The sequence below is a fragment of the Nocardioides sp. REDSEA-S30_B4 genome, assembly GCF_001627265.1.
Taxonomy (GTDB): Bacteria; Actinomycetota; Actinomycetes; order Propionibacteriales; family Nocardioidaceae; genus Nocardioides.
Genome location: NZ_LUPI01000074.1, coordinates 1 through 20,350, shown reverse-complemented (window position 1 = coordinate 20,350; position 20,350 = coordinate 1). Strand labels below are relative to the sequence as shown.

Below are 20,350 nucleotides of genomic sequence, written 5' to 3'. Positions count from 1 at the left end.
CGGTCCCTCCAGGGGTTCCCCAGGACCCGCGGGGTCTAACCCCCCGATGGGGTGGGAGGAGGTGCGACGCGGCCCACGTCACGGCCCACGTCACGGCCCACATCACGGGCGGCGTCGACCAGGGACGGGCCGTACCACGTGAGGGCGCGGCCGCTCACCAGCTCCACCGGGGTGCGGAAGCACTCGGGCCCGTCGTCGGCGGTGAAGACGTAGGGCTCGTCGGGCAGCAGCACCGCGTCCGCGCCGCACCCGTCGACCTCCTCGACGGAGAGGGTGGGGTAGCGGTCCGGGGCGTCGGTGTCCTCGGCCTGGACCACCTGCCAGCCCAGCCGGCGGCAGAGGTCGGCGGTGAAGGTGCGTGGACCCACCACCATCCACGGGTCGCGCCAGATCGGTACCACGACCCGGCGGGTGACCGGCGGCAGCGGCCCGCACCACAGCTCCCGCGCCTCGGCCAGCCACGCGGGTCGCTCCCAGTCGAGCAGGTCCAGCAGACGCTCCAGCTCGGAGACCCCCTGCGGGACGGTCTCGATGTCGGTGACCTCGACCGTGAGCCCGCGCTCGCGCATCCGCCGGACGTCCAGCTCGCGGTTCTCCTCGCGGTTGACGACCACCAGGTCCGGGCGCAGCGCCTCGATCGCCCCGAGGTCGGGGTTCTTCGTCCCGCGCACCCGGGTGGCGCCGTACTGCTCGAGGTCGGCGGGGTGGGTGCACCATTCGGTGACCCCCACCAGGGCCTCGGGGCGCACGCTGGCCAGCGCCTCGGTGATCGAGGGGACCAGCGACACGACCCGCCGAGCCGTCACCCGCGCACGCTCCAGACGTCACTCACGCACGCGGGGCCGGACGCCGCCGTGCGCGAGCGACCTGTCGAGCGTGCGTCGGTGACGGCTCGGCCGTGCATGAGTGACGTCTCGGCGGGGGAGTGATCAGCGCAGGAGGGTCAGCGCAGGGCCATCGAGCCGGAGGTGACCGCCTCGAACGGCAGCCCCTCGTGATCGGCGACGCGGGCGTCGATGGCGGCGGCGACGTCGGCCGGCCAGGGAGCGGTACGCCGGTCGGAGAGGTCGATGTGGAGGAAGATCTCCTCGAACACCGCGCTCAGCTGCTGGTGGGTGTCGTCGAGGATGTAGACCAGCGCGTGGGCGGCCCGCTCGGAGCGGCCCAGCAGCCGCACCCGCACCGACATCCGGTCACCGGTGCGCAGCTCGCGCAGGTAGGTCACGTGGTGCTCGGCGGCGAAGCAGGCGTGGCCGGCCTTGATCGGCCAGTCCACCGGGATGCCCAGGTCGACCAGCGACTCGTCGAGGCCCTCGCTGCCGATGCCGAGGTAGTGGCGCACGTTGAGGTGGCCGTTGTTGTCCTCGAAGGCGATCGGGACCGGCTGCTCGGCGTACGCCGGGAGGTCCTTGAGCTGGTCGTAGCTGGGGTGCTTCGCGGTGCTGGTCACGGGGTGAACCTATCGGACGTCGGTGGTGGGTACAGCGCCAGATCTCGACCCGCCCGTCGCGACCTCGTTCCTCGGTCGCGGGGCTCGCTCGATCTCTTCGGGTTGCTCCCGGGCTCCGCCCGGGAGCACCTCAGACGTTGCGGCGGTACTGGCCGCCGACCTCGAAGAACGCCTCGGTGACCTGGCCCAGCGAGCAGACCCTCGCCGCGTCCACGAGGACGGCGAAGACGTTCTCGTCCGGCGAGGCGGCCGCCTCCTTGAGCCGGGCCAGCGCCTCGGTGGCCTCCTGCTCGTGGTCGCGGGTGAAGTCGCGGACCCGGCGCAGCTGGGACTCCTTCTCGGCCTCGGTGGCGCGGGCCAGCTCGACGTGCTCGGGGGTGGCGTCGTCGCCGCCGGGCTTGAGGAAGGTGTTGACGCCGATGATCGGCAGCGACCCGTCGTGCTTGCAGTGCTCGTAGAGCATCGACTCGTCCTGGATGCGGCCGCGCTGGTAGCCGGTCTCCATGGCGCCCAGCACGCCGCCGCGCTCGTTGATCGCCTCGAACTCCCGCAGCACCGCCTCCTCCACGAGGTCGGTGAGCTCGTCGATGATGAACGAGCCCTGGAGCGGGTTCTCGTTCATCGCCAGTCCCCACTCCCGGTTGATGATCAGCTGGATCGCCAGCGCCCGGCGCACCGACTCCGCCGAGGGCGTGGTGACGGCCTCGTCGTAGGCGTTGGTGTGCAGGGAGTTGGCGTTGTCGTAGATCGCGATGAGCGCCTGGAGCGTGGTGCGGATGTCGTTGAAGTCCATCTCCTGCGCGTGCAGGGACCGACCGGAGGTCTGCACGTGGTACTTCAGCTTCTGGGAGCGCTCGCCGGCGCCGTACTTCTCCTTCATCGCGACTGCCCAGATGCGGCGGGCGACGCGGCCGATGACGGAGTACTCCGGGTCCATGCCGTTGGAGAAGAAGAACGACAGGTTGGGCGCGAAGTCGTCGATGTCCATGCCGCGCGCGAGGTAGGCCTCGACGTAGGTGAAGCCGTTGGCGAGGGTGAAGGCGAGCTGGCTGATGGGGTTCGCCCCGGCCTCGGCGATGTGGTAGCCGGAGATCGAGACGGAGTAGAAGTTGCGCACGCCGTGCTGGATGAACCACTCCTGGATGTCGGCCATCATCCGCAGGGAGAACTCCGTGGAGAACAGGCAGGTGTTCTGCCCCTGGTCCTCCTTGAGGATGTCGGCCTGAACCGTCCCGCGCACCGTCTGCAGCGCCTTCAGCGGGTCGATGCCGCGCTCGCGGGCCTGGTCCATGACGGTGTTGAGGAAGAAGGCCAGCACCGTGGGCGCGGGGCCGTTGATCGTCATGGACACGCTGGTGGTGGGGGCGAGCAGGTCGAAGCCGTCGTAGAGCTGCTTCATGTCCTCCAGCGTCGCGACGCTGACGCCCGAGGTGCCGACCTTGCCGTAGATGTCGGGTCGCTCGTCGGGGTCGCGGCCGTAGAGCGTGACCGAGTCGAAGGCGGTCGAGAGGCGGGTCGCCTCGTTGCCCTCGCTGAGCAGCTTGAAGCGGCGGTTGGTGCGGGCCGGGTCGCCCTCGCCGGCGAACATCCGCGCCGGGTCCTCGCCCTCCCGCTTGAACGGGAAGACGCCGGCGGTGAAGGGGAACCGGCCGGGGAGGTTGTCGTTGCGCCAGAAGCGCACGAGCTCGCCGTGGTCGGCGTACCGCGGGAGGGAGACCTTGGGGACGCGGTTGCCCGAGAGGGACTCGCGGCCGGGGACGGCGGCGTACTCCTCGACGACCGACGGCCACTGCTCGAGCTGGGTGCCGACCTCGGGGTCGAGGGTGCGGCGGGCGTCCTCGAGCAGGGCGGGTACGTCGCCGGCGTCCGCGCCCGCGGACTCCAGCTCTGCCGCGACGTCGCTCAGCCGCTGCGCGCGGCGGGCCTGCTCGACGAGCTCCTGGGTGCGCGCGTGGTAGCCGCGGACGGTCTCGACGACCTCGGCGAGGTAGCGCACCCGCTCCTGGGGGACGACCGCGCGGATGCCGCTGGAGTGCTTGACGTCGACCGGGGCGAGCGCGCCCTCGGCGACCGGCAGGCCCTGCTCGGCGAGCAGCCCGCGCAGGTGCTGGTAGAGCGCGGTGACGCCGTCGTCGTTGAAGGTGGCCGCGGAGGTGCCGAAGACCGGCATGTCGGACGGCTGCTTGCCGAAGGCCTCGCGGTTGCGGACCAGCTGGCGACCCACGTCGCGCAGCGCGTCGGCGGCGCCGCGGCGCTCGAACTTGTTGATCGCCACGACGTCGGCGAAGTCGAGCATGTCGATCTTCTCCAGCTGCGAGGCGGCGCCGAACTCCGGCGTCATGACGTACATCGAGGTGTCGACGAACGGCACGATCGCCGCGTCGCCCTGGCCGATGCCGGGGGTCTCGACGACCACGAGGTCGAAGCCGGCGGCCTTGAGGACGGTGATGACGTCCTCGAGGTGGTCGGGGATCTCGTGGGCGCCGCGCGTGGCGAGGCTACGGAAGTAGACCCGGTCGCGGTCGTGGCCGGGCAGGTCGAGGGAGTTCATCCGGATGCGGTCGCCGAGCAGCGCGCCGCCGCCCTTGCGTCGGGTCGGGTCGACTGCGACGACCGCGACGCGCAGCTTGTCCTGCTGGTCGGTGCGGAAGCGGCGCAGGATCTCGTCGGTGAGGCTGGACTTGCCCGAGCCGCCGGTGCCGGTGAGGCCGAGGACGGGGGCGTGGCTGCGCTCGGCGGCCGCGCGCAGCTGGGCGCGCATGTCGTCGTCGAGGCGGCCGAGCTCGGCCCCGGTGATGGCACGGGCGACGGCGGAGCGCTCGCCGGCCAGCACCTGGTCGACGGAGACCGGGTGCAGGTCCCACAGGTCGGTGTCGCAGTCGGCCACGACGGTGTTGACCATGCCGGGCAGTCCCAGGCGCTGGCCGTCCTCGGGGGAGAAGATGGTGACGCCGGACTCCCGCAGCCGGGTGATCTCGTCGTGGACGATCACGCCGCCACCGCCCCCGACGACCCGCACGTGACCGGCGCCCGCGGCGCGCAGCAGCTCCACGAGGTACTCGAAGTACTCCACGTGCCCGCCCTGGTAGGACGAGACCGCCACGCCCTGGACGTCCTCCTCCAGCGCAGCGTCCACGACCTCCTGGACCGAGCGGTTGTGCCCGAGGTGGATCACCTCGCAGCCCTGGCTCTGGAAGATCCGCCGCATGATGTTGATCGAGGCGTCGTGGCCGTCGAACAGGCTGCTCGCGGTGACCAGGCGGACCGGGTGGGTGGGGACGTGCAGGGTGCTCACGGGCGCTCCATCGACAGATGTTTGGATGTCCAAGTATCTGGGTCGAGTGTAAGCCCGGTCACCACCGGTCGTCGAGGGCGGGCCGGGGGGGGGCGTGTCAGGGGTCGACGCGGTCGCCGGCGCCGGCGCGGAGCGTGCCGAGGAGGCGGGTCAGGTCGCGGACCGTGTCGTCGCCGAGGTCCGAGCCGAGGTCGGTGAACACCGCGTTGAGGTCGTCGGTCGCCGCGTCGACGGTGGCGGCGCCGGCCTCGGTGAGCTCCGCGTGGACCACCCGGCGGTCCTCGCTGCGTCGCTGGCGGCGTACGAAGCCCTGGGTCTCGAGCCGGTCGACGGCGCTGGTGACCGAGGCGGGGTGGACCTGCAACAGGGACCCCAGGCGCGTCATCGGCAGCGCGCGGTCGCGGGTGAAGGAGAGCAGGCGCAGCACCTCGAAGCGGGCGAAGGTCAGACCGTGCGGCTTCAGGGCGCGCTCGACGCGCTCGGCGAGCAGCTGCTGCGCGCGCGTCACCGAGGTCACCAGGGCCATCGCGTCGGCGGCGTCGGCCCACCCGTGCGCGACCCACTGCCGGTGGGCCTCGCGGATCGGGTCGCGGGTCGGTCGGTCGTCCATCGGGGTCAGTATCCCGTGCTGCCCCCGGCCGGGCCCGAGGTGGCGAGCCGGCCGACGGCCACGGTGGCCTCGAGGTCGTCGTCGGTGTGCAGCGAGGCGTCCAGCCCCGCGTCGCGCAGGAGGGCCAGGGTGTGGGGGGCCTGGGTGCGCCCCGTCTCCAGCAGGAGTACGCCGGTGGGCGCGAGCCACCGCGACGCGCCGGCCGCGACCCGGCGCTGGACGGCCAGTCCGTCGTGGCCGCCGTCGAGGGCGACCAGCGGCTCGTGCAGCCGGGCCTCGGGCGGCATGAGCCTGACGTGTGCGGTCGGGACGTAGGGCGCGTTGACGAGCAGGGCGTCGACGCGGCCGAGGAGTGTCGGGGGGAGGGCGTCGTAGAGGTCGCCCTCGTGCACGCGGTCAGGCGGCAGGTTGCGGCGCGCGCAGGCGACGGCGGCCGGGTCGAGGTCGGCTGCGTGCACGGCGGCGTCGGGACGATGGTGGGCCACGACCGCGCCGAGCGCCCCGGTCCCGCAGCCGAGGTCGACGACGACCGGCCGGGTCGGCGCTGGGTCGGCCAGGTGCGCGAGCGCCTCGAGGGCGAGCCGGGCGAGCAGTCCGCTGCGGGCGCGCGGCACGAACACCCCGGGTGCGGTGCGGACCCGGACCCCCTCGACCTCGGCCCACCCGAGCAGCACCTCGAGCGGCTCGCCCGCGACCCGACGCGCCACCAGGTGCTCCAGGTCCGACCCCGTGGCCGCGTCGCGCAGCAGGGCGGACTCCTCCTCGGCGTACACGCACCCGGCCGCGCGCAGCCGTGCGGCCAGCGGGTCCGGTGCGGGGGCGTCCGGGGCGTCGTCCACGGGGTCGATGATGGCGGCCGGATCGGGATACTCCGCAGGACATCTCACCCTTACTGCGCAGTAAGCAGGAAATCGAATGCGTCGTATCCCACGCGACCCATCGAAACGAGAACACGTTCTAGGTCAGCGCTACCATCGGCGGGTGACCACTCCCGACGTCCTCGCGCCCGCCTCGCTGGGGCCGGTGCCGCTGCGCAACCGCACCGTCAAGGCCGCGACGTTCGAGGGGCGCACGCCCCACGGGCAGGTCACGCAGGAGCTGATCGACTACCACCTCGCCGTCGCCGAGGGCGGGATCGGCCTGACGACCGTCGCCTACCTCGCCGTCGCCCCCGAGGGGCGCACGCACCGCGAGCAGGTCGTGGTGGGGCCCGACACCGAGGGCGGACTCGCGCGGATGGCCGAGGCGGTCAAGGCGACCGGGGCCGCGATCGCCGGCCAGGTCGGTCATGCCGGCCCGGTGGCGAATGGTCGCTCCAACGGCGTGCATGCGATCGCCGCGAGCCGGATGCCGAGCCCGCTGTCGATGCAGATGGTGCGCAGCGCGACCGAGGCCGACCTCACCCGCGTCACCGGCGCCTATGTCGCCACCGCGCGCACCCTCGTGCGCGCCGGGTTCGACGTGCTCGAACTGCACATGGCGCACTCCTACCTCATCAGCTCCTTCCTCGCGCCGGCGCTCAACCGTCGACGTGATCGCTGGGGCGGGGCGCTGGAGGGTCGCGCCCGCCTGGCACGCCAGGTCGCCCGCGCGGTCCGCGAGGAGGTCGGCGACGCGGTCGCCGTCACCGCCAAGGTCTCGCTGTCCGACGGCTTCAAGGGCGGCGTGTCCCTGCGCGAGTCGATCGAGCTCCTGCAGCTGCTCGAGGCCGACGGCACGCTGGACGCGGTGCAGCTCTCCGGCGGCTCGTCGCTGATGAACCCGATGTACCTCTTCCGCGGCGACGTCCCCGCCGAGGAGTTCGCGGCCTCGATGCCGCTGCCCGTGCGCTGGGGCATGCGTACGCCGGTGGGTCGCTCGTTCCTCAAGGAGTACGCCTTCGAGGAGGGCTACTTCCGTCCCAAGGCGCTGGAGGTCCGCGAGGCGGTGTCGCTGCCGTTGATGCTGCTCGGCGGCATCAACCGGCTCGAGACGATGCAGCAGGCGATGGCCGACGGGTTCGACTTCGTGGCCATGGGTCGGGCGGTGCTGCGCGAGCCGGACCTGGTCGCCCGGCTCGCCGCGGGGCAGACCGCCTCCGGGGTCTGCATCCACTGCAACCGGTGCGTGCCCACCATCTACTCCGGCACTCGCTGCCCGGTCCGCGACCCGCACCCGGTCGTCGAGTGCTAGGACCCTTCCCTAGGAGTAGAACCTGTTCTAGTCTGCGACGCATGTCACAGGTCATCCCCCAGAAGCCGTTGCGCGTCGTCGTCTGGTCGACGGGCACCATCGGCCGGCACGCGATCGCCGGCGTCGACGCCCACCCCGACCTCGAGCTGGTCGGCGTCTGGGTCTCCAACCCCGACAAGCACGGCAAGGACGCCGGGGTGCTGGCCGAGCTCGGCCGCGAGCTGGGGGTCCCCGCCACCACCGACCGCGACGAGCTGATGGCGCTCGCTCCGGACGCCGTGGTGCACACCGCGATGACCGACGACCGGGTCTTCGAGTCGATCGAGGACCTCATCTGGATGCTCGGCAAGGGCGTGAACGTGGTCTCCTCCGGCCCGGTGCTGCTGCAGTGGCCGCACGGAATCCTGCCCGACGAGATCCTCGCGCGGATCGAGGAGGCCGGTCGGGCCGGCAGCGCCTCGCTGCACGTCAACGGCATCGACCCCGGCTTCGCCAACGACGTGCTGCCGCTGGTCATGACCAGCCTCTCCCAGCGCATCGACGAGGTGCGGGTCATGGAGATCTGCGACTACTCCACCTACTACCAGCCGGTGGTCATGGGTGACCTGTTCGGCTTCGGCAGGCCGATGGACGAGCTCGGCTTCCTGTGGCACCCCGGGGTGCTCACCATGGCCTGGGGCTCGGTGGTCAAGCAGATCGCCGCCGGCCTCGGGGTCACCCTCGACGAGCCGCTCACCGAGGAGGTCGACCGCCGCCCGGCCGCCCGTGACACCGCCAGTGTGTCCGGCGACGTCGTCGAGGGGACCATGGGCTCGGTCCGCTTCGCGGTGGTCGGCAAGGTCGACGGCGTGCCCCGCGTCGTGCTGGAGCACATCACCCGCACCGACGCCGAGTCCGACCCCGACTGGGACACCCCGCCCCCGGGCACCGACGGCTGCTACCGCGTGAAGATCACCGGCGAGCCGATGATGCACGTCGACTTCGTCCACCACGGCGAGCACGGGGACCACAACGTCAGCGGCATGATCACGACCGCCCAACGGCTCGTGAACGCGCTGCCCGCGGTCGTCGCCGCCGCCCCCGGACTGGTCACCGCGCTCGACCTGCCGCTGGTCACCGGCCGCGGCCTGGTCGCCGGCTCGGGCCACACCGGTACGACGGTCTCGACGGGCTCGACCACCGGGGAGGAGGGATGAGCATCCTCGACCGCTTCGGCGTGCCGGGCACCGCTGCGATCGTCACCGGGGCCGGCCGCGGCCTCGGCGCCGCCACCGCGGTGGCCCTGGCCGAGGCCGGATCGGACGTGCTGATCTCGGCGCGCACGGAGGCCCAGCTCGACGAGGTCGCCGCGCAGGTCCGGGCCACCGGGCGCCGCTGCGAGGTCGTCGCGGCCGACCTCAGCGACCTCGACGCGGTCGCCGGCCTCGCGCAGGCGGCGTACGACGCGTTCGGGCGTCTCGACATCGTCGTCAACAACGTCGGCGGCACCGGCCCCCGCGGCTTCCTCGACACCAGCCCGGGCTACCTCGAGCGGGCGTTCTCCTTCAACGTCAGCACCGCGCACGTGCTCACGAAGGCGGCCGTGCCGCTGCTGCTGAAGACCCTGGACGGCGAGGACGAGGCGAGCGCCGCGCAGAAGTCGGTCGTGACCGTGAGCTCCACGATGGGCCGCAGCGCCGACCGCGGCTTCGTCGCCTACGGCACCGCCAAGGCCGCGCTCGCGCACTGGACGAGGATGGCCGCCCAGGACCTCTCGCCGCGCATCCGGGTCAACGGGATCTACGTCGGCTCGATCATGACCAGCGCGCTGGAGATGGTCGCGGGCGACCCGAACCTGATGGGCCAGCTCGAGGGCAAGACGCCCCTGGGGCGCGTCGGCGAGCCGGCCGACATCGCGGCCGGTGTGCTCTACCTGTCCTCGCAGGCCGGGCAGTACCTCACCGGCAAGCTGCTCGAGATCGACGGCGGCATCCAGCAGCCGACCCTCGACCTCGGCTTCCCCGACGTCTCCGCGTGACCGGTCGCCGCCGTGATGAACAGGTGTCCTAGGGTCGCCGGGTGAGCCTGTCCAACACCCCCACCGCCCACGCCGTCTCGCCGGACTCCGGGGAGCACTGGACCGCGGAGGGTGCGTGGCCGGTGGCGCCGGGGCTGTGGCGCATCCCGCTGCCGCTGCCGATGGACGGGCTCAAGGCGGTCAACGTCTACGTCCTGGAGACAGACGCGGGGCTGACCCTGGTGGACGGTGGCTGGGCGATCCCGGTGGCGCGCGAGCTGCTCGAGAAGTGCCTCGGCCAGATCGGTGCGGGCTTCGCCGACATCCGCCGGTTCCTGGTCACCCACGTGCACCGCGACCACTACACGATGGCCACGGTGCTCGGCCACGAGGTCGGCGCCGAGGTGGCGCTGGGCCGCGGGGAGGAGCCGGCGCTCGACCTGCTCAACAACGTCGAGCAGATCACCGAGAGCCCGTTCTTGGCGGTGCTGCGCTCCTCGGGGGCGCTGGACGTCGCGGAGGAGTGGGCGGCGGGTCACGGTGACGACGAGGTGCCGCCCAAGGAGGACTGGCAGTACCCCACCCGCTGGATGGACGGCGACCACACCATCACCGTCGGTCACCGCTCGATCGAGGCCGTGCACACGCCCGGCCACACCCCGGGTCACTTCGTCTTCGCCGACCGCGCCGAGGGCGTGCTCTTCGCCGGCGACCACGTGCTGCCGACGATCACGCCGTCGATCGGTTTCACCGTGCCACCGACCGACCAGCCGCTCGGCGACTTCCTCTCCTCGCTGGCCCGGGTGCGCTCGCTGCCCGACCTGCGCATCCTGCCCGCCCACGGCCCGGTCGCGCCCTCGACCCACGACCGCGTGGACGAGCTGACCGCCCACCACGAGAAGCGTCTCGCCCAGAGCCTCGCCGCGCTCTCCGGCGGCCCGGTCACCGCCCACGACGTCGCCGGCACGCTCGGCTGGACCCGCCACGAGCACGCCTACGAGACCCTCGACGTCTTCAGCCGCGGCATGGCCGCGATGGAGACCAAGGCGCACCTCGACCTGCTCGTCGCCCGGGGTCAGGCCACCGCCGCCCCCGCCCAGGACGGGGTGCGCTACCGCGCGGTCGGGGCCTGAGCCTGCGGCGGACCTTCCAGCCGCCGGAAGCCGAGCCCCAGCAGCACCTGCGCCAGCGTGTACGTCGCCATCACGACCCGCTCCATCCACCGGGTGCTCGCGTCGGGACGCCCCGCCAGCACGAGGTCACGGGTGCCGAGCACGGTGTCGGAGGCCAGGAAGACCGCCCCTCCGGCCGCGAGCAGCCGCCGGGTCGTGGGGTCCGCGTCGACGGCCTGGGTCACGGCGGCCATCGACGCCACCGTCAGCGTGTACGCCGTCACCGGCACGCCCAGTCGCGGGTCGACCCGGTGCGCGGCGAGCCCCATGAGCGGAGCGGAGGCGAGGGTGGATCCGGCCATCAGCCGCACCCGCCGGCTGGCGCGGAGCCGGTCGCGGGACACGTGCGGGGCCAGCGCGGCGACGTACCCGCCGTGGGCGACGGCGAAGGAGGCCACGCCGGCCCGGAAGGCGCGCGGCCCGTCGACCATCAGCGCGACGTCACCGGCCCACGACCCGGCCAGCCCGACCGCGACCGCGGGCGAGCGGGGCGGCACGGCGGCGGCCAGCACCGGCATCAGCGCCGTCTTCGTGACCGCGCGCGCCAGACGCACGCGTGGTGTCGGCTGCCGCCCGGCGAGCCAGGCGTCGGCCACCGCCAGGACCGCGTAGCCCCCCAGCAGGGCCCTAGGGCTGCGCACCGACCGGCCTGATCATGGGCAGGTGCGGGATCGACCCGTCGAGGAACTCCGGTCCGCAGACCTCGAAGCCGAACGTGGCGTACCAGTCGGTGAGGGGGGTCTGCGCGGCGAGGACCACCGGACGACCCTCGCAGACCTCCAGGCACGCCGTCATCAGTGGTCCGGACAGGCCACGGCCCCGCGCACGCGGCGCGAGCGCGACGCGGCCGATGCGCCACTCCTCGCCGTCGTCGAGCACCCGGGCGACACCGACGACCTCGTCGGCGTCGTCACGGACCACGACGTGCACGGTGCCCGGCTCGGTGTCGCGGCCGTCGAGGTCGTCGTAGGGGTCGCCCTGCTCGACCACGAAGACCTGCTGGCGCAGCCGGAAGACGTCGTGGGCCGTGGTCGCGTCCATCTCCGCCCAGCGGTGGACGTGGGTGGAGCAGTGCATCAGCCCAGGAACTCCCGCGTCGCCCGCCAGGCGCGCCGCGCCTCGGGGATGAACGAGACCAGCGGGTAGACGTGGATGAGGTCCGGCTCCTCGACGTAGCTGAGGTCCCACCCGGCCTCCTCGGCACGCCGCGCGAGGAGCCGGCACCCGGGCACGAGCAGGTCGCGGGTCCCGCAGAACATCAGCGCCTGCGGCAGCCCCGACAGGTCGGCGAGGCCCGGCGAGACCTCAGGACGCCCGAGGTCCTCGGCCGACCCCGCCCACCAGGTCGCGTAGGCGTGCAGCTTGGTGATCCGCAGCCACGGGTCGCGCCGGGCGAACCACGCGGTCGCCGGCGTCGAGGTCGTGAGGTCCACCCACGGCGAGTGCAGCAGCAGGTGGGTCGGCTGCGCACCTCTGCGGTCGCGCAGCGACTGCGCCACCGCGAGCGCCAGCCCGCCGCCGGCGGAGTCTCCCGCCACCACGGTCGGGCCCTGCGACGTCAGCGCCGCCGCCAGGTCGACCAGCGCGTCGTGGGAGTCGGCCCACGTGTGCTCGGGGGCGAGGGGGTAGTCCGGCAGCAGGACCCGGGCCTGCAGCTGGTCGGCCAGCCTGGCGGCGTACCGCACGTGGAAGGGGTCCAGGGGCGCGGTGTAGCCGCCGCCGTGCAGGTAGAGGACCGTACGCCGAGGGGTGCTGCCCCGCCTCGTGATCGTGTGCACGGGGAACCCGGTGCCGCCGGCCGTGTCCTCGCCGATGGTCCGGGTCTCGACCGCGAAGCGCTTGTCGAACCGGACGACCGCGTTCGTCGGCAGTGCCCGGTCCAGGGAGCGGTGCCACCGCTCGATGCGCGCCCGCTCCTTCTCCTCGGAGTCGATCTCGAGCGAGCCGCGCATCTTCGGGATGCCGACGGCGATCAGGTCGTGTCTCAGGCTGGCCACGACCCCATCCCACCACTGCCGTGGGCACCCGCGGGGTGGGTCTCGGCAGGTCGCCGCACCGCGGGCGGTAGCGTGGGCCCCGACAAGACAGGGGAGCACGGGCGGCCGATGGCCGGGCGGGCTGAGAGTGCGGGTCCAGCGATGGACGAGAGCCGCAGACCCTCACGAACCTGCTCCGGTTAGCACCGGCGAAGGGAGTCGTCCCGTGCGACGTACTGCATCCATGACCGTCTCCGGCGTGCTCGGCGCTCTGCTGCTCACCTCGTGCTCGCTCATCGGCACCGGTGACGACGACAGCGCCGCCGACCCGTCGACCGGCACCAGCGGGGGCGCCGAGGCCGGCGGCCCGGTCGTGCTGGTGACCCACGACAGCTTCAGCCTCCCCAAGAAGCTGATCAAGCAGTTCGAGGCCGACACCGGCTACGAGCTCGAGCTGCGCTCCAACGGCGACGCCGGCAGCATGACCAGCCAGCTGGTCCTCAACGTCGACAACCCGCTGGGCGACGTGGCCTTCGGCGTCGACAACACCTTCGCCGGCCGTGCGCTGGAGGCGGGCGTCTTCGCGCCGTACCGCGGCGAGTGGCCCGCCGGTGTCGAGGACTTCGCGCTGCCCGGCGACGATGAGGGCGTGCTGACCCCGGTCGACAACGGCGACGTGTGCGTCAACGTCGACACGGCGTGGTTCGACGCGGAGGGCCTCGAGCCGCCGCAGACCCTCGAGGACCTCACCGACCCCGCCTACGAGGACCTCTTCGTCACCTCGGGTGCGACGACCAGCTCGCCGGGCTTCGCGTTCCTGCTGGCCACGATCGCGGCGTACGGCGAGGACTGGCCGACCTACTGGGAGGACCTGCTCGACAACGGCGCGAAGGTCGTCCCCGGCTGGGAGGACGCCTATTTCGTCGACTTCACCGCCGGCGGCGGGGGTGCTCGCCCGATCGTGCTGTCCTACGACTCCTCGCCGGCCTTCACCACCACCGACGACGGCTCGGAGACCACGACGGCGGCGCTCCTGGAGACCTGCTTCGAGCAGGTGGAGTACGTCGGTGTGCTGGCCGGCGCGGAGAACCCGGCCGGCGCGCAGGCGGTCGTGGACTGGATGCTGACCCCCGAGGTGCAGGCGGCGCTCCCGGACTCGATGTACGTCTTCCCGGTGGTCGACGGCGTGGAGCTGCCCGAGGCGTGGGCGGAGTTCGCTCCGCGGCCCGAGGAGCCGCTCGCGGTCGACGCCGCGGAGATCGACGAGAACCGCGACGCCTGGCTGACCGAGTGGCAGGACCTGGTCTCGCGCTGAGCGCGGCACCGGTGACCGCATCGGCTCCGGCATGACGTCGTACGGCGGCTCGGGCGCCCGCCGGCTCGCGGGGCTGGCGGCGCTGGCCGTCGTGCCGACGGCGGTCCTCGGGGTCTTCTTCGTCCTGCCGGTCACCGGGATGGTCTCGCGCGGCTTCGTCACCGACGGCGCGCTGGACCTCGGCGGCGTGCTCGAGGTCCTGGGCCGGCCGCGCACGCGGCGGGTGCTCTGGTTCACGGTGTGGTCCTCGGCGGTCGCGACGACGATCGCGGTGCTGCTCGGGCTGCCGGCGGCGTACGCCACGCACCGGCTGCGCTGGCCGGGCCGCCGGGTGGTGCGGGCGTGCCTGCTGGTGCCGTTCGTGCTGCCCACGGTGGTCGTGGGCGTCGCCTTCCGCCAGCTGCTGGGGGAGGCCGGTCCGCTGGGTTTCCTGGGGCTGGACGGCACCGCGCGGGCGATCATCGCCGGGCTGGTCTTCTTCAACGTGGCGGTGGTCGTCCGCGGGGTCGGCGCCGCCTGGGAGTCCCTCGACGCGCGGCCCGGCGAGGCGGCCGCGGCGCTGGGTGCGTCCCCGGCCCAGGTCTTCCGCACCGTCACCTGGCCGCTGCGCGCGGTCCCGGACGCGACGGTCACTCGGCGCGCGCCCACGCCACGTCGTCCGCGCCGGGCGGACACGGTGCCGCTGGTGCTGACCGTGCTCGTGCTGGCGTTCGTCGCGCTGCCGGTGCTGGCCCTGGTGACCGGGTCGCTGCGCCCCGACGACTCCTGGTCGCTGGAGGCCTACCGTGCGCTCTCGGGCCGCGGCTCGGCGCCCGGTCAGGGGGGCACGGCGCTGCTGGTGCCCGTCACCGAGGCACTGGTGACCTCGCTGCGCACGGCCGTCGACGCCACCTGGATGGCGCTGCTGCTCGGCGGGCTGCTCGCGCTGCTGCTGACCCGGCGCTCCCGCTCGCGTACCGAGCGGCGCGTGCGGTCGGTGCTCGACGGGCTGTTCATGCTCCCGCTGGGGGTCTCCGCGGTGACGCTCGGCTTCGGGTTCCTCATCACGCTCGACGAGCCTCCGCTGGACCTGCGGGACTCCCCGCTGCTCATCCCGCTGGCGCAGGCGCTGGTGGCGCTGCCGCTGGTGGTCCGGACGCTGGTGCCGGTGCTGTCCGGGGTGGACGACCGGCTACGCCAGGCCGCGGCCTCGCTCGGCGCCGGCCCGGTGCGCGCGCTGGTCACCGTGGACCTGCCGGTCGTCTGGAAGCCGCTGCTCGCCGCCGGCGGCTTCGCCTTCGCAGTGTCGCTGGGGGAGTTCGGCGCGACCTCGTTCCTCGCACGCCCCGACGACCCCACGCTGCCGGTCGTGATCTTCCGGCTGATCGGGCGCCCCGGCCCGCTCAACGACGAGATGGCGATGGCCGCCTCGGTGGTGCTGGCCGGCACCACCGCGCTGGTGATGCTGCTCGTCGAGCGGCTGCGGGTCCCCTCGGTGGGGGCGCTGTGAGTGGCCGCGGCGGGGTCTCGAGGCTCGCTCCGCTCGCACCTCGACCACCGGGGGTCGCTCGCCTCGCACCTCGACCACCGGGGGCAGCGCCGAGAGGGTCGCTGGTCGAGGTGCCAGGCGCCCCGACGCCCAGCCTCGAGACCCCTCGACCCAGGAGGAGCCGATGACGCTGACGATCCGCGACCTGCAGGTCGCCTACGACGACGTCCCCGCGGTGCGGGGGGTCTCGCTGACCGTCCCCGACGGCCAGGTGCTCGCGGTGCTCGGCCCCTCGGGCTGCGGCAAGTCCACGCTGCTGCGCGGCGTCGCCGGCCTCGAGCAGGCCAGCGGCGAGGTCGCGTGGGACGGGGAGGACGTGTCCCGGCTCCCCACGCACCGCCGCGGCTTCGCGCTGATGTTCCAGGACGGCCAGCTCTTCGACCACCTCACCGTCGCCCGCAACGTCGGCTACGCCCTCCGGCTGCGGCGCCGGGGCGGCGCCGGTCGTGGCGGTCGTGCGGACGAGCGCCGCCGGGTCGAGGAGCTGCTCGCGCTGGTGGGTCTCGAGGGGTACGCCGACCGGCTGCCCCGCACCCTGTCCGGCGGCGAGCGGCAGCGGGTGGCCCTGGCCCGCAGCCTGGCCCACGAGCCGCGGCTGCTGCTGCTCGACGAGCCGCTCTCGGCGCTCGACGCCGGGCTGCGGCGCCGGCTCGCGCTCGAGCTGCGCCAGATCCTGGCCGACTCCGGCAGCACCGCGGTGATGGTCACCCACGACCACGAGGAGGCCTTCACCGTGGCGGACCGGCTCGCGGTGATGCGCGACGGGCTGCTGGTGCAGGAGGGGCCCATCGACGAGGTCTGGCGGGCCCCGGTCGACGCGGAGACCGCACTGTTCCTCGGCTACGCCCGGGTCCTGCGCGGATCGGCGGCCACGGCCGTGCTGGAGGCTGCCGAGGCGACCGACCGGGCGACCGACCCGGCGACCGATCGGGCAGCGGACGGCACGGCCGCCGTCGCCGTACGACGCTCGGCGCTGCGCGTGGAGGACACCGGCGCCCTGACGGGGCGGGTGCGGTCGCTCCGCTCGACGCCGGAGCAGCAGCGCCTCGAGGTCGAGGTGGCCGGCGTGGGCGTGGTCGACGCCGTGGCGTCGCTGGACCGGCGTACCGCGCCGGGGGAGGACGTCGCCCTGGCCGTCGACGTGACCCGGCTCGCAGTGCTGCGCGAGCGATGAGCGCTCGCCGAGCGAGGTGAGGACGCACCCCTAGACTGACCGGCGTGTACCGCCGTGCCTACTCCGCCCTCGTCGCGACCTCGCTGGCGATCGGCCTGTGGGCGATCATCACCGCGCAGGTCCTCGACAAGCGGCTGATCGACCCCGAGGGCAGCTTCCTCGGGCCGTCGTGGCTGCGCCTGCCCATCCTCTGCCTCGGCGCGCTCGCCCTCGACCTGGTGCCCCGTGCGCTGTGGGGCTCCGGCGGCCGGCCGCGCCAGGCGATCGAGATCGCGCGCGAGCGGCTGCGCAGCCACTGGACGCGCGAGCGGGTCCTGCTGGTGATGCTGGGCATCGTCGGCTTCTACGTGATCTACGTCTGCTACCGGAACCTCAAGTCGTTCCTGCCGCTGGTCAGCGACCGGATGTACGACCGCGAGCTGCACCTGCTGGACCGGGCGCTGTTCTTCGGCAACGAGCCCGGCCCGGTGCTGCACGACCTGCTCGGCACGACCGTCGTGGCGCACTTCCTCTCGGCGTTCTACCTGCTGTTCATCCCGATGGTCGCGATCCTGGTGACCGTCTGGCTGGTGTGGGCGCGCAACATCTCCCACGGCTGGTGGTTCGTCACCGCGCAGGGCTTCGCGTGGACCCTCGGCACGCTGTCCTACTACGCGCTGCCGACGCTCGGGCCGGGCCTGGAGTACTACTGGCTCTACGACGAGCTGGCGCACACCGGCACCACCGACCTGATGAACGCGCTGGTCAACGCCCGGCAGAACTTCCGCTTCGGCGACGGTCAGGCCCAGACGGTCGCCGGGTTCGCCAGCCTGCACACCGGTATCTCGCTGCTGTGGGCGCTGATGGTGCAGTTCACCGTGCAGAACCGGCTGCTCAGGGTCCTGTTCTGGGTCAACTTCGGGCTGACCGTCGTGGCGACGCTCTACTTCGGCTGGCACTACATCGCCGACGACATCGCCGGCATCACCATCGCCTTCGTCTCCTTCTACGCCGCCGGGCTGGCGACGGGCCAGAAGTTCGACCACGGCGGGCTCGCGTCGCACCCGACCACCACCACCTCGAAGGTGCCGGTCTCCCGGGACTGACCGCCCGCGAGGGGGGTGAACCACCGGCTCGGGGGGACTAGGTTCGAGGTCGTGGCTACCGACACCGTGACCCCCACCGACGGACCGACCGGCGCCTCGACCTCCTCCGCGAGCGGCTACGTGCAGCCGGAGGTGGACGTGCCCGCGCTGACCCGGCTGCTCGACGGTCGCTACGCCGAGGTGCGCAACCTCGTGCGCAGCAACCTGTCGGCGTACTCCTCCATCCTCACCGACGCCGAGACGCTCTCGCGCGCGGACTACCGCGAGCGGGTCAAGGAGCTGGTGGTAGAGATGGCCTCGACCGGGCAGACCGGGATGGGCTTCCCCGAGGAGTACGGCGGCGGCGGGGACATCGGCGCCTCCATCGCGGCCTTCGAGACGTTGTCCTTCGGCGACCTGTCGGTGCTGGTCAAGGTCGGTGTGCAGTTCGGCCTGTTCGGGGGCGCGATCCTGCAGCTCGGCACCGAGCGGCACCACGAGGCGTACCTCCGTCGGATCGTCACCGGCGAGCTGATGGGCTGCTTCGCGATGACCGAGACCGGTCACGGGTCCAACGTGCAGGCGCTCGGGACCGTCGCGACGTACGACGTGGCGACCCAGGAGTTCGTGATCACCACGACCCGCGAGGACGCCCGCAAGGACTACATCGGCAACGCCGCGGAGCACGGCGAGCTGGCCGTGGTCTTCGCGCAGCTCGAGGTCGGTGGCGAGGGGCGCGGCGTGCACGCGTTCGTCGTGCCGATCCGGGTGCGCGACGACTCCGGCGAGCTGGTGCCCGCGCCCGGCGTCACGATCGCCGACGACGGGCTGAAGATGGGCCTCAACGGCGTCGACAACGGGCGGCTGTGGTTCGACGAGGTGCGCGTGCCGCGGGACAACCTGCTCAACCGGTTCGCCGACGTCACCCCGGCCGGGGTCTACGAGTCCCCCATCGACAACCCCAACCGGCGCTTCTTCACGATGCTCGGCACCCTGATCCAGGGCCGGGTCTGCGTGGGTGGTGCGGGCATCAACGCCGCCAAGGTCGCGCTGACGATCGCGGTGAAGTACGCCCTGCGGCGGCGTCAGTTCGAGGCCAGCGGCGAGCAGGAGGAGCTGCTCCTCGACTACGGCATGCACCAGCGGCGGCTGCTGCCGCTGCTCGCGCGCACCTACGCCCTGCACTTCGCCCAGGACGTGCTGTCCGCCAACCTGCATGACGTCCTGACTGGCGTCCGCGAGGACGAGCAGACCCAGCGCGAGCTCGAGTCGCGCGCGGCGGGCACCAAGGCGCTAGGCACCTGGCACGCCACTCGCACCATCCAGGAGTGCCGTGAGGCCTGCGGCGGTGCGGGCTACCTCGCCGAGAACCGCTTCGCCGCGCTCAAGGCCGACACCGACGTCTTCACCACCTTCGAGGGCGACAACCACGTCCTGCTGCAGCTGGTCGCCAAGGGCCTGCTCACCGACTACGCCAGCGACTTCGAGGACATGGACCAGTTCGGGCTGGTCCGCTTCGTGGCCGGCCTGGCCGTCGACACCGTGGTGGAGAAGACCCGCGTCCACGGCCTGCTGGAGCGGGTGCGCGACCTGCTGCCCGGCGGCGACGAGTGGGACCAGGAGGCCGGCCTGCTCGACCCGGAGTACCAGCTGGCGATGTACCGCTTCCGCGAGGAGCACATGATCAGCGGTGCCGCCCGGCGCCTCAAGCGAGGCATCGACAACGACATGGACCCCGGCGAGGTCTTCTCCCGGGTGCAGGACCACGTGATCGGTGCGGCCCGTGCGCACATGGAGCGGCTGGTGCTCGAGGCGTTCGTCGAGAGGACCCGGGCGCTGCCCGACGGCGACCTCAAGGTGGCACTCAACCTGCTGTGCGACCTGCACGCGCTCTCGGGCATCGAGGCCGACAGTGCCTGGTTCATGGAGCACGGACGGCTCTCGGTCCAGCGGTCCAAGGCGATCCGCCGCGAGGTGTCCTCGCTGTGCCGCAAGGTGCGCCCGCTGGCCGGCGACCTCGTCGACGCGTTCGGGGTGCCCGAGGAGATGCTGCGCTCGCCCGAGCTGATCGGCGACCTCGTTCCCATGAGGGGCTGAGCCTGGTATCACTCCACCATGGGTATGCTCGCGCGGGTGTCCGGTGGCTGGGGTGCCGACCCCCTGTGGGGCGTGGTCTACGACTTCATGGTCGAGCACCCCGTGGTGGGGCGGCCCGCGTGGGCGCTGGGCCTGCAGAGCGACCTGCGCAGGCTGTACGCCGTCTGCGACGAGATCAGCGAGCTGCCGGCCGGTTCGCGGGTGCTCGACCTGCCCTGCGGCGGCGGGGTCGCGCTGCGGGGCCTGCGGTCGGGGCAGCAGGTCACCTACGTGGCCGCCGACATCGCACCGGAGATGCTCGCGCGGACCATGGACGCCGCACGTGCCCGCGGCGTCGACCACCTCGTCAGCCTCACGCGGGCCGATGCGGGGGCCCTGGGCTTCGACGATGCGTCGTACGACCTGGTGGTGAGCCTGACCGGGCTGCACTGCTTCCCCGACCCTGAGGCCGCGGTGGCCGAGATGGGGCGGGTGCTGCGGCCCGGCGGCGTGGTCGTGGGC

The 20,350-nt window shown here is 72.9% G+C and carries 18 protein-coding genes and 1 riboswitch; of the genes, 10 read left to right on the top strand and 8 right to left on the bottom strand.

Annotated elements, in window-relative coordinates:
- Positions 1 to 35: 35 nt before the first annotated feature.
- The 5 genes from A6R01_RS13500 to A6R01_RS13480 form a co-directional block, all read right to left on the bottom strand.
- Positions 36 to 806 carry a helical backbone metal receptor gene (locus tag A6R01_RS13500; RefSeq protein WP_292606724.1) on the bottom strand — a complete coding sequence of 257 codons (771 nt, stop codon included), beginning with the start codon at positions 804 to 806 and terminating at the stop codon, positions 36 to 38.
- A 137-nt stretch (positions 807 to 943) separates the two neighbouring features.
- On the bottom strand, positions 944 to 1,450 hold the full coding sequence (locus tag A6R01_RS13495; protein WP_292606722.1) for a thioesterase family protein: 507 nt from the start codon (positions 1,448 to 1,450) through the stop codon (positions 944 to 946).
- 130 nt (positions 1,451 to 1,580) lie between these two features.
- The gene (icmF, locus tag A6R01_RS13490) at positions 1,581 to 4,745 is read right to left on the bottom strand and encodes a fused isobutyryl-CoA mutase/GTPase IcmF (protein WP_292606720.1); all 3,165 of its coding nucleotides are present in this window, start codon (positions 4,743 to 4,745) and stop codon (positions 1,581 to 1,583) included.
- A gap of 97 nt (positions 4,746 to 4,842) precedes the next feature.
- Positions 4,843 to 5,355, bottom strand: a complete 513-nt coding sequence (locus tag A6R01_RS13485; protein ID WP_292606718.1) for a MarR family transcriptional regulator — start codon at positions 5,353 to 5,355, stop codon at positions 4,843 to 4,845.
- A gap of 5 nt (positions 5,356 to 5,360) precedes the next feature.
- Positions 5,361 to 6,194 carry a putative protein N(5)-glutamine methyltransferase gene (locus A6R01_RS13480; protein ID WP_292606716.1) on the bottom strand — a complete coding sequence of 278 codons (834 nt, stop codon included), beginning with the start codon at positions 6,192 to 6,194 and terminating at the stop codon, positions 5,361 to 5,363.
- Between the two features lie 142 nt (positions 6,195 to 6,336).
- Between A6R01_RS13480 and A6R01_RS13475 the strand changes: the two genes are divergently transcribed.
- The 4 genes from A6R01_RS13475 to A6R01_RS13460 are packed head-to-tail and all read left to right on the top strand — an operon-like array spanning position 6,337 to position 10,656.
- Positions 6,337 to 7,527 (top strand): NADH:flavin oxidoreductase, encoded by a 1,191-nt coding sequence (locus A6R01_RS13475; protein ID WP_292606714.1) that lies wholly within the window; start codon positions 6,337 to 6,339, stop codon positions 7,525 to 7,527.
- Positions 7,528 to 7,568: 41 nt separating this feature from the next.
- A complete protein-coding gene (locus A6R01_RS13470) occupies positions 7,569 to 8,723 on the top strand; it encodes a diacylglycerol kinase (RefSeq protein WP_292606712.1) in 1,155 nt (384 codons plus the stop codon).
- Positions 8,720 to 9,544: an SDR family oxidoreductase gene (locus A6R01_RS13465; RefSeq protein ID WP_292606709.1), complete on the top strand. Its 825-nt coding sequence runs from the start codon at positions 8,720 to 8,722 to the stop codon at positions 9,542 to 9,544. The genes A6R01_RS13470 and A6R01_RS13465 overlap by 4 nt, the downstream gene beginning before the upstream one ends.
- A 41-nt stretch (positions 9,545 to 9,585) precedes the next feature.
- Positions 9,586 to 10,656 (top strand): MBL fold metallo-hydrolase, encoded by a 1,071-nt coding sequence (locus tag A6R01_RS13460; RefSeq protein WP_292606707.1) that lies wholly within the window; start codon positions 9,586 to 9,588, stop codon positions 10,654 to 10,656.
- On the opposite strand, the gene A6R01_RS13455 is transcribed toward A6R01_RS13460, so the two are convergent.
- The 3 genes from A6R01_RS13455 to A6R01_RS13445 are packed head-to-tail and all read right to left on the bottom strand — an operon-like array spanning position 10,635 to position 12,692.
- Complete coding sequence (locus A6R01_RS13455; protein WP_292606705.1) at positions 10,635 to 11,336, bottom strand: lysoplasmalogenase; 702 nt, start codon at positions 11,334 to 11,336, stop codon at positions 10,635 to 10,637. The two genes, A6R01_RS13460 and A6R01_RS13455, sit on opposite strands and share 22 nt — an antisense overlap.
- Positions 11,323 to 11,772: a GNAT family N-acetyltransferase gene (locus A6R01_RS13450; protein ID WP_292606703.1), complete on the bottom strand. Its 450-nt coding sequence runs from the start codon at positions 11,770 to 11,772 to the stop codon at positions 11,323 to 11,325. The genes A6R01_RS13455 and A6R01_RS13450 overlap by 14 nt, the downstream gene beginning before the upstream one ends.
- Positions 11,772 to 12,692, bottom strand: coding sequence for an alpha/beta hydrolase (locus A6R01_RS13445; RefSeq protein WP_292606701.1), 921 nt, complete (start codon positions 12,690 to 12,692; stop codon positions 11,772 to 11,774). The genes A6R01_RS13450 and A6R01_RS13445 overlap by 1 nt, the downstream gene beginning before the upstream one ends.
- A gap of 79 nt (positions 12,693 to 12,771) precedes the next feature.
- Positions 12,772 to 12,906, top strand: a riboswitch (TPP riboswitch).
- 9 nt (positions 12,907 to 12,915) lie between these two features.
- Here A6R01_RS13445 and A6R01_RS13440 point away from each other — a divergent pair.
- The 6 genes from A6R01_RS13440 to A6R01_RS13415 form a co-directional block, all read left to right on the top strand.
- Entirely contained in the window at positions 12,916 to 13,986 is a 1,071-nt protein-coding gene (locus A6R01_RS13440) for a thiamine ABC transporter substrate-binding protein (protein WP_292606699.1), read from the top strand.
- 31 nt (positions 13,987 to 14,017) lie between these two features.
- The gene (locus tag A6R01_RS13435; RefSeq protein ID WP_292606697.1) at positions 14,018 to 15,475 is read left to right on the top strand and encodes an iron ABC transporter permease; all 1,458 of its coding nucleotides are present in this window, start codon (positions 14,018 to 14,020) and stop codon (positions 15,473 to 15,475) included.
- Between the two features lie 163 nt (positions 15,476 to 15,638).
- Complete coding sequence (locus A6R01_RS13430) at positions 15,639 to 16,688, top strand: ABC transporter ATP-binding protein (protein ID WP_292606695.1); 1,050 nt, start codon at positions 15,639 to 15,641, stop codon at positions 16,686 to 16,688.
- A 44-nt stretch (positions 16,689 to 16,732) separates the two neighbouring features.
- A complete protein-coding gene (locus tag A6R01_RS13425) occupies positions 16,733 to 17,773 on the top strand; it encodes a phosphatase PAP2 family protein (protein ID WP_292606693.1) in 1,041 nt (346 codons plus the stop codon).
- 51 nt (positions 17,774 to 17,824) lie between these two features.
- Positions 17,825 to 19,849 carry an acyl-CoA dehydrogenase gene (locus tag A6R01_RS13420; protein ID WP_366925110.1) on the top strand — a complete coding sequence of 675 codons (2,025 nt, stop codon included), beginning with the start codon at positions 17,825 to 17,827 and terminating at the stop codon, positions 19,847 to 19,849.
- A gap of 18 nt (positions 19,850 to 19,867) precedes the next feature.
- The coding region (locus A6R01_RS13415; protein WP_292606691.1) for a methyltransferase domain-containing protein at positions 19,868 to 20,350 on the top strand (483 nt) is incomplete at its 3' end.